This window comes from Flavihumibacter sp. ZG627 (assembly GCF_000814325.1).
GTDB lineage: Bacteria > Bacteroidota > Bacteroidia > Chitinophagales > Chitinophagaceae > Flavihumibacter.
Genome location: NZ_JPHF01000009.1, coordinates 143,882 through 152,520, shown reverse-complemented (window position 1 = coordinate 152,520; position 8,639 = coordinate 143,882). Strand labels below are relative to the sequence as shown.

Below are 8,639 nucleotides of genomic sequence, written 5' to 3'. Positions count from 1 at the left end.
TTGATGTGAGGTCTGCGTTGACTGCGGGGCTTGCACTAGTTGACAAGCATCCCTCATTGTGTGGCAGTCCGCACAGCAAGCCCACCCTAATTGCGCGGCCCACTACCTCCATTACCCTTATCGCGGTAAACAGTAGGCGAGATCCCAACCTTATTCTTGAAGACCGTAGAGAAATAAGCCGGTGAGGAAAACCCCGTCTTATAAGCTACCTCCGCAATCGTCATCTCCTCATGCTGCAGGTAATATCGCGCCTTCTGTATCCGCATTTGCAGAATATATTCATTGATATTGGTATCCATCAAGGCCTTAACCTTGCGATACAACTGCACCTTAGAAATAGCCATCTCCTTACAGATGTCTTCAATAGTAAACGCATCATTGGAAATATTCGCCTCCACAATAGACGCAAAGGTTGAAACAAAACGACGGTCAGTTTTATTTGCTCCCGGCGTCCGGATCTCAGCAGGAAGCGCCGCCGTAAAATGCTCCTTCAACTTATTCCGGTTGGCTAGCAAACTGCTCAGGGTCTGCTGTAGCAACGGAAAATCGAAAGGCTTGGTAATATAAGCATCCGCCATACTTTTCAATCCCTCCATTTGCTGTGAAGTGGCAGTGCGTGCGGTTAACAGTATCACCGGAATATGCGCGGTTCTTACATCTGTTTTCAACTGGTTGGTTAAATTTATTCCATCCCTGCCCGGCATCATCACATCGCAGATAATGATATCAGGCAGATTATCCATGGCCTGCTGCAATCCACTGTTACCATCCCCCGCCTCCAGTACCTCATAACTTCCCTCAAGCCGCTGCCGCAAAAACTGCCGCATCTCCGGATTGTCTTCTATCACCAGCAGGCTGGGCTTCTCATCATGAGCTATAACATCCTGGCCTCCCTCATCCCCTGTTGTAGCCGCCCCCGCGGCACGATCATCCACCTCCGATTGAAAATATTTCTGCTCATCCAACAGCCAGTCGCTTTCCAGATGATCAGCACTGATCTCCTCAGGTTGGAAATGACGATTACCAAGCGGAAGCCTCACCGTAAACACCGCTCCTTTCCCCTTTTCACTCTGCACACTGATGCGGCCATGGTGTAACTCCACCAGCTCTTTACTGAGCGCCAGTCCCAGTCCCGACCCCTTATGCGTATCATGATCGCCCTGGTAGAAGATCTCAAACAGGTGCTGCTGCGTTTCAGTACTCATCCCCAAACCCGTATCCCTCACCTCCACCACCGCCTCATTGGCAGCAACATCTTTCTCTATCTGCAAAGTGATCGACCCGTTCTCCTCGGTGAACTTGAACGCATTCGATAAAAGATTGAATAACACCTTATCCATCATACTCTCATCGATCCAAACCGGCAGACTCCGCTCTGCTGTCAGCAAACGGCAATCGATATGCTTGCGCCGCGCGATCTCCTGGAATAGCTGAACCACCTCATTGGCAAACAATACCAGGTCAGTTTCCACCGCCCGCACCTGCATCTTATTGAACTCGATCCTCCGCAGGTCAATAAGTTGATTCACCAGCCTCAGCAGCCTCACCACATTTTTGCGCATCATGCTCAACTGCTGCCGCAGCGGCGACGGCAGCTTCCTGTTTTCGAGCATCTCCTCCAGCGGTCCCAGTATCAGCGTTAGCGGCGTCCGGAACTCATGCGAAATATTGGTGAAGAAATTGATCCGCGCCTCATTGGCCTCGGTTGCCCTGGCCGACATCTCCACAAGCTGCTCACTCTGCTTGCTGATCTCCTCATTCTTGCGGGCTAGCTGGCGGTTGATCTTTTTATTGAGCTGCCGCAGGTACCAGAGCAGTCCGGCAAATAATACTACCAGACTCAGGGTCACCATCAGTATATATACAAAGGTGCGCTGGGTATTGTAGGTGCGCCTTTGCTCAGCCATCATGTCCTGCTGCTTTTCTATATCATTCTGCTGGCTGAGGATCTTGTCACTCTGTAGCTTCATCATCCGCACATTACTGGAGTCCACCACCAGTGTAGGCAGTATTGTGCGTTTAGGTAATCCCTGCTTTTTGAGTAGCTGCACCGCATTGCGGATGGCTTCAACACCACCGGTGGAGTAGAGCATGGACGCTTCCAGCCTTCCGTCGGCCACCATATCCATTCCCATTCCCTGCACGGGCAGGGCATCTACCCCGATGAACTTTATATCGGTTATCCCTAACTGCCGCGCCGCCTCATAGGCGCCCATGGCCATAACATCATTGTGCGCATATACGAGCTGGGTTTGCGGCAGACTCTCCCTCAGACTGTCAATACCCCGCTGTGCCGGCGGCCTGATCCAGCCACCATTAAACGTGTGGATGATCTTCATTTCCGGCCATTCCCGGATGGCATCTTCAAATCCCTTCCTCCTCCCGATGGCGGGCGATGATTTGGGCAGTCCCGTTATCTGGATAATATTCCCCCTGCCTTTCAGCAGACTGGCGGCATGCTGACCGGCGATCCGTCCTACCTCGTAGTTATCGGCACCTATAAAATTGGTATAGCTGGGCCGCGCGATCTCCCGGTCAATAACTATCACGGGTATCCCTTTTTCATAAACCTCCTCCACAATCGCAGTGAGCGGTTCTATCTCATTGGGCGATATCAGCAAAAGGTCGATCCCATCGGCCAGCAACTCCTTCACCTGTTTCACCTGCAGCTCACTATTATCATCGGCCTGCTTATAGATCAGCTCCATATCCTGGTGGAAGGCCAGCTCACGCTTCATCTCCTGCAGCATATATTTCCTCCACTCATCGGCATCCCCGCATTGGGAAAACCCAATACGGAATAGTTTCTCCTCACCTCTTTCTGAGCAGGAAATAAAGAGACTGCATCCTATTATAATACAGAAAAGAAGCTTTGGCCCCCTGAGCCATGGCATAGCAATATTCATATGGCATCAATTGCACCTTTAAATTATTGTATCATTTCATATTCTATCCATTTCATTGGAAGATTAGATGCCCAAAATGAAACAAATCTTAAAATTCCGGTTACAATTCTGGAAGCGTGCCTTCTATTCTAAAACTATTTTGAGCAACATCCCCCTCACTATCAATGCTTTACAAAAAATATTCCATTTGGAAGAATTTCAGAAGCTTTTGAAATGCTATCCTCCCCCTTCCGCCATAGTGAAACGGTAGTTTGCTTCAAATTGCTTGTCACATGAACAGAAAAGTTTTGTTATGGAGCGTCGTCGTGGCGCTGGGAGGTTTCCTCTTCGGATTCGATACCGCGGTGATCTCCGGCGCGGAACAGTCGATCCAGACCTATTGGAGCCTCAGCGCCTTTGAACACGGACTTACCGTTTCCATTGCGCTGATCGGTACCATCCTGGGCGCCCTGCTTGGCAGGTTCCCCTCTGAGAAACTGGGCCGTAAAAAGACCCTGATCCTGATCGCCGTTCTTTACCTTCTTTCCTCCATCGGAACTGCTCTCGCCACCAACTGGTATATCTTCCTTCTCTTCCGTCTCCTGGGGGGTATCGGCGTGGGCGCCTCTTCCGTAACGGCTCCTATTTATATTTCGGAGATCTCACCTGCCAAAAGCCGGGGTAAGCTGGTGGCCATGTTCCAGTTCAATATCGTTCTCGGTATCCTGGTCTCCTATCTTACCAACTACCTCATCGGTATGGAAGGCGAAAATTCCTGGCGCTGGATGCTGGGGGTTCAGGTAGTCCCCTCACTAATATTCCTCCTGATGCTTCGACTGGTTCCTGAGAGTCCGCGCTGGCTGATCCTCAAGAAGAACCGAATCGCCGAAGCGGAAGAGGTGCTGAAAATTATCAATCCCGAAGGCTATAAAGAAGACGTAAACATGATCCGCCAGGATGCTGTTCAGGTGGCAGGAGAAGAGGATAATACTTCCCTATTCACTCGCAAGAACCGCTTTCCGGTATTCCTCGCCGTTAGCTTCGCCGTTTTCAACCAGGTATCGGGCATCAACGCCATCATCTATTATGCCCCCCGCATTTTCGAGATGACCGGCCTCGGCAAGCAATCCTCCCTTTTATCCAGCGTAGGCATCGGCGCCGTTAACCTGCTCTTCACCCTGATAGCCCTCAACTTCATCGACCGTTTCGGGAGGAGAACACTGATGATGATCGGGTCATTCGGACTTATACTTACCCTCGGACTGGTATCCCGCGCTTTTTACCTCAATGATTTCGGCGGACTCATGATCACCGTTCTCCTGCTTGTATATATCGCCTTCTTCGCTTTCTCCCAGGGGGCTGTGATCTGGGTATTCATCTCTGAAATTTTCCCCAACCAGGTGAGGGCAAAGGGACAAACACTCGGCAGCCTCACGCATTGGGTTATGGCAGCCATTGTGGCCTTCTCTTTTCCCATGCTGGCAGAAAGCCTGGGTGGGGGTAACACCTTTTTATTCTTCTGTATCATGATGGTGGTGCAACTGCTCTTCGTCTGGAAGCTGATGCCTGAAACCAAGGGCAAGAGCCTTGAGCAACTGGAACACTCTATCGTGATGCATTAACCGCTTTTCTCAAATCTTAAAACGACTGCCATGAATACACCTGTTAACAACAAACTGGTTTGCTTTGGGGAGATCCTCTGGGATATACTTCCCACGGGTGCCAAACCCGGTGGTGCTCCCATGAATGTTGCCTATCACCTGAATAAGTTAGGGATGGTACCGGTCATGATCACCCGAATTGGTCTCGATGACTGGGGTAAGCGTTTACTCCAGCTCATGCAGGATCAGGAAATCAGCACCGATTATTTCCAGCTTGATGCCAACCTGCCTACCGGTACGGTCATCGCCACCATCGGTGAACACCATGAGGTGAGCTATGATATCGTGAAGCCGGTTGCCTGGGATAATATCCATTGGGATGATCGCTTTGAGGCCCTGCTTCATGACGCGCGCTTCTTTGTATATGGCAGTCTCGCCACCCGCAGCAGCACATCCCGCAATACCCTTTACCGCCTGCTGGAGATAGCGCCATTCAAAGTGCTGGATATAAATCTTCGTCCGCCGCATTACAACCGCCGCGTCATTGAAAGACTCTTACAGCAGGCCGATTTCCTCAAGCTCAATCTCGCCGAGCTGGAGCTTATCACCGGCTGGTTCAGCAAGTATCCTTCAGCAGCTGATCGAATTAAACTGATACAGGATCGCTTCCATATTCCTTCGGTTGTGGTTACCCGTGGTAGTGAAGGTGCCATGTTCAATTTCAACGGACATCTATACCAGCACCCCGGCTTTAAAGTGGAGGTTGCTGATACGGTGGGAAGCGGAGATGCATTTTTTGCCGGACTGCTTTCTCAGTACGCCAATGGTGCAAAACCAGATGAGATGCTGATTACAGCCAGCGCCCTGGGTGCATTGGTAGCCAGCTACAGCGGCCCTTGTCCCGATTACCAGCTGGAAGAGATCAACCAGCTTATCTACCAACAGGCTTTGAGCAACTGATCACCATATAAGAACCCAAACAGAAACCGCTAATTATTTAAAAAACGATTTTATGAGAAAATTGCTATTGCTAATCCCCATGTTGCTGCTCCTGGCATCTACCTATGCCCAGCAGAAAAAAATAACCGGAACGGTTACCAGCAAAATCGACAAGTCCCCGCTGCAGGGTGCTTCTGTACAGGTGAAGAATCGCGCTACCACCACTGATGCCAATGGGAAATTTTCCATTGATGCCAGTGCAGGTGAGTCGATCACCATTTCTTATTCGGGAATGGCCGCAGTTACCATTCCGGTCACCGATAATATGGCAGACCTCTCTGTTGAAATGGAGGGCTCCGCCAAAGTAGAGGAAGTAGTTGTTGTAACCGGTTATACCACCCAGCGAAAGCGTGATCTTACCGGCGCCGTTGCCGTGGTGGATATGACGCCTGTTAAGAATAACAGCTCCGGTAATGCCATGCAGGCGCTGCAGGGCAGGGTGGCCGGACTCTACATCGAAAAAGACGGATCGGTGAACGGACGTAGTTCGCGTATACTTATCCGTGGTTCCAATACACTCGGTAATACTGATCCGCTTTATGTGATCGATGGTATCCCTACCACAAGACCTGAAGTATTTCAGAATCTCGACCCTGCCGTCATCGCTTCCATGCAGGTATTGAAAGATGCCTCTGCCGCTTCTATTTATGGAGCAAGGGCATCCAACGGAGTTATTGTTGTTACTACTAAAAACGGTGGTAATACCGACGGTAAAGTGAACTTCCAGTTCAACAGCAGTGTATCAGCACAATCAGAAAAACATGCCCGTTTTAAGATGCTGAACGCGGTAGACAGAGGCCGCGCTTTATGGCAGGCATCCGTGAATGATCGCCAGGATCCCGCAGCCGCTTATGGTGAGATCTATGCTTTCAACTGGAACAACGATTATGATAATCCTGTTCTCAACAGTGTTAGCGTGCAGCCCTTTGTTGGTGGTGATCCCAATACTCCGGCCGGCAATACCGATTGGCAGGATGTGATGTATAAAACAGGTATCGTTACCAGTAATAGTTTAACTGTTTCTGCAGGTAACCGCAATTCATCTCTGGAAGTGAACCTCCAGCATTTCAAGAATACCGGTATGTTACGCTACACTGATTACGAGCGTATTGCCGGTAGCATCAATGCTATTACGCGTGCCTTTGATAACAGGGTAAGTTTCGGCATGAATATGCGTGTTGCCAACTCCAATGAAACCCTCACCAGCAGGGATATTGGTGGTGCCTCAACAACTTCACTCGCCGTTTTCCAGGTGCCTACCATTCCTGTTTACCAGAAAGATGGCGTCACATTTGCCGGCGCATCGGGTGGTGGTTACTCCGACCGTAACAACCCGCTGCACATGCAGTATCTGTCGCGCTGGGATAATGCCAACCGCGTATCTGCCTTTGGTAGTGCCTTCGTGGAGATCCAACCCATTAAGAACCTGTTTTTCAAATCAACGCTGGGCGCTGATTATGCCACCTTCCTGAACAAGATCATCCTACCCACTTTCACAGAAGGAGCTTTCAACAGAACCACCAATAGTTTATCGCACGACCAGAATAAATTCCTCAGTTATACTTTCTCTAATACCGCCCGTTATAACTGGAACCTTGGTACTGATCACAGCTTTAAGTTTCTGGCGGGAACAGAATTCATCAAAACAAATCTCGATTTCCAGTTTACCCGTAAAGAAAACTTTGCCATACAAACAGAAGACTATTTCACGATGAGTGCCGGAACGGGTAATACCACTGTTGCCGGTGGATCAACCGGTAACAGGTTGTTCTCACTCTTCGGACGGGTAGATTATGGTTTTGATGACAGGTACCTCGCTTCGTTTACTATTCGCCGTGATGGTTCATCGCGCTTTGGTGCCGACAACCGCTATGGTATTTTTCCCGCCGCTTCACTGGGATGGAGAATTGACCGCGAAGCATTCATGGCCGATAGCAAATTGTTCTCTGAACTGAAACTCCGCGTGGCCGCCGGCCGCGTGGGTAACCAGGAGATCGGTGACCTGAGCCGCTTCGGTTTGTTTGATACCCGTTATGGTACCGTGCTTTCTCAGTTGGTTGGTGGATTCTGGGAGCAGTATATGAATATCGGTACCGCCTATGCGCTAAGTGGTGGTAACACCGGCGTTCTTCCTTCCGGTTTCGTGCAAACACAGGCTGCCAATTCTCAGCTTCGCTGGGAAACAACAGAAGAGGTTAACGCAGGTGTTGACTTCGCGCTGCTGGAGAATAAGATCTTCGGATCATTTGATTATTTCTCGCGTAATACAACCGGTATCCTGATCACGCCACCTATTGCATCAGCACTAGGAGAAGGTCAGCAGAAGACCGTGAATGGTGCTTCTAAATCTAATAAGGGATGGGAATTCGTGATCGGCTACAGGGGTGAGAGAAAGGGTGACTTCACCTATAATGTTCAACTGAATTTTGCCCACTTCCGTGATAAGATCACCGATCTGCCAGAAGTTGTTCGTCCGGCTTATCCGGGTAACCTTGTGAACACGATCATCGGTCATTCGCAGTTTGATATTTTCGGTTACAAAACCGCCGGACTTTTCCAGAGCCAGAGCGAAGTTGATAAAGCGCCTACGCAGATAGGTGCTGGTCCGGGAAGGATCCGTTACGTTGATATCAATGGCGACAACGTGATCAACGACCTCGACCGTACCTGGATCGGCACGCAGTTGCCCGACCTTGAATATGGTATGCGGATCGATATGAATTACAAGAATTTTGATCTCTCTGTTTTCGGATCAGGCGTTGCCGGCAGGGAAGGGTTTGATGTGTACACCGTATTCAATAACCTGATGAGGGGAAGAGAAAATGTTGGTCCGGGTGTATTCAATGGATGGACTCCCACCAACACAAATACCAATGTGCCGGCATTAACATTGAAGGACAATAACAGCGAGGGCCGCACCTCCGATTATTTTATCGTGAGCACTTCCTATTTCAAAATGAGGAACGTTCAGTTGGGATATACGCTTCAGCAAAAATCGATCTTCTCAAGGCTTCGCTTTTTCCTGATGGGAGAGAATCTTTTCCTCATCAAGAGTAAAGATCATCTGAGTCCCGACCCCGAGAGAATTGATCTGGGCCCCATTCCCATTCCGCGCACATTCACTTTTGGAGTAAACGCTTCTTTCTGACCCACT

At 49.7% G+C, this 8,639-nt stretch carries 4 protein-coding genes; 3 read left to right on the top strand and 1 reads right to left on the bottom strand.

From position 1 onward, the window contains the following. Positions 1–86 precede the first annotated feature (86 nt). Positions 87–2,906: a substrate-binding domain-containing protein gene (locus HY58_RS15715; RefSeq protein WP_253271591.1), complete on the bottom strand. Its 2,820-nt coding sequence runs from the start codon at positions 2,904–2,906 to the stop codon at positions 87–89. A 272-nt stretch (positions 2,907–3,178) separates the two neighbouring features. On the opposite strand from HY58_RS15715, the gene HY58_RS15705 reads away from it, so the two are divergent. The 3 genes from HY58_RS15705 to HY58_RS15695 are packed head-to-tail and all read left to right on the top strand — an operon-like array spanning position 3,179 to position 8,633. After that, positions 3,179–4,507: a sugar porter family MFS transporter gene (locus HY58_RS15705; RefSeq protein ID WP_039134085.1), complete on the top strand. Its 1,329-nt coding sequence runs from the start codon at positions 3,179–3,181 to the stop codon at positions 4,505–4,507. A 30-nt stretch (positions 4,508–4,537) separates the two neighbouring features. Beyond that, the gene (locus tag HY58_RS15700; protein WP_039134082.1) at positions 4,538–5,446 is read left to right on the top strand and encodes a carbohydrate kinase; all 909 of its coding nucleotides are present in this window, start codon (positions 4,538–4,540) and stop codon (positions 5,444–5,446) included. Between the two features lie 52 nt (positions 5,447–5,498). Further along, on the top strand, positions 5,499–8,633 hold the full coding sequence (locus HY58_RS15695) for a SusC/RagA family TonB-linked outer membrane protein (RefSeq protein WP_039134079.1): 3,135 nt from the start codon (positions 5,499–5,501) through the stop codon (positions 8,631–8,633). Positions 8,634–8,639: the final 6 nt, after the last annotated feature.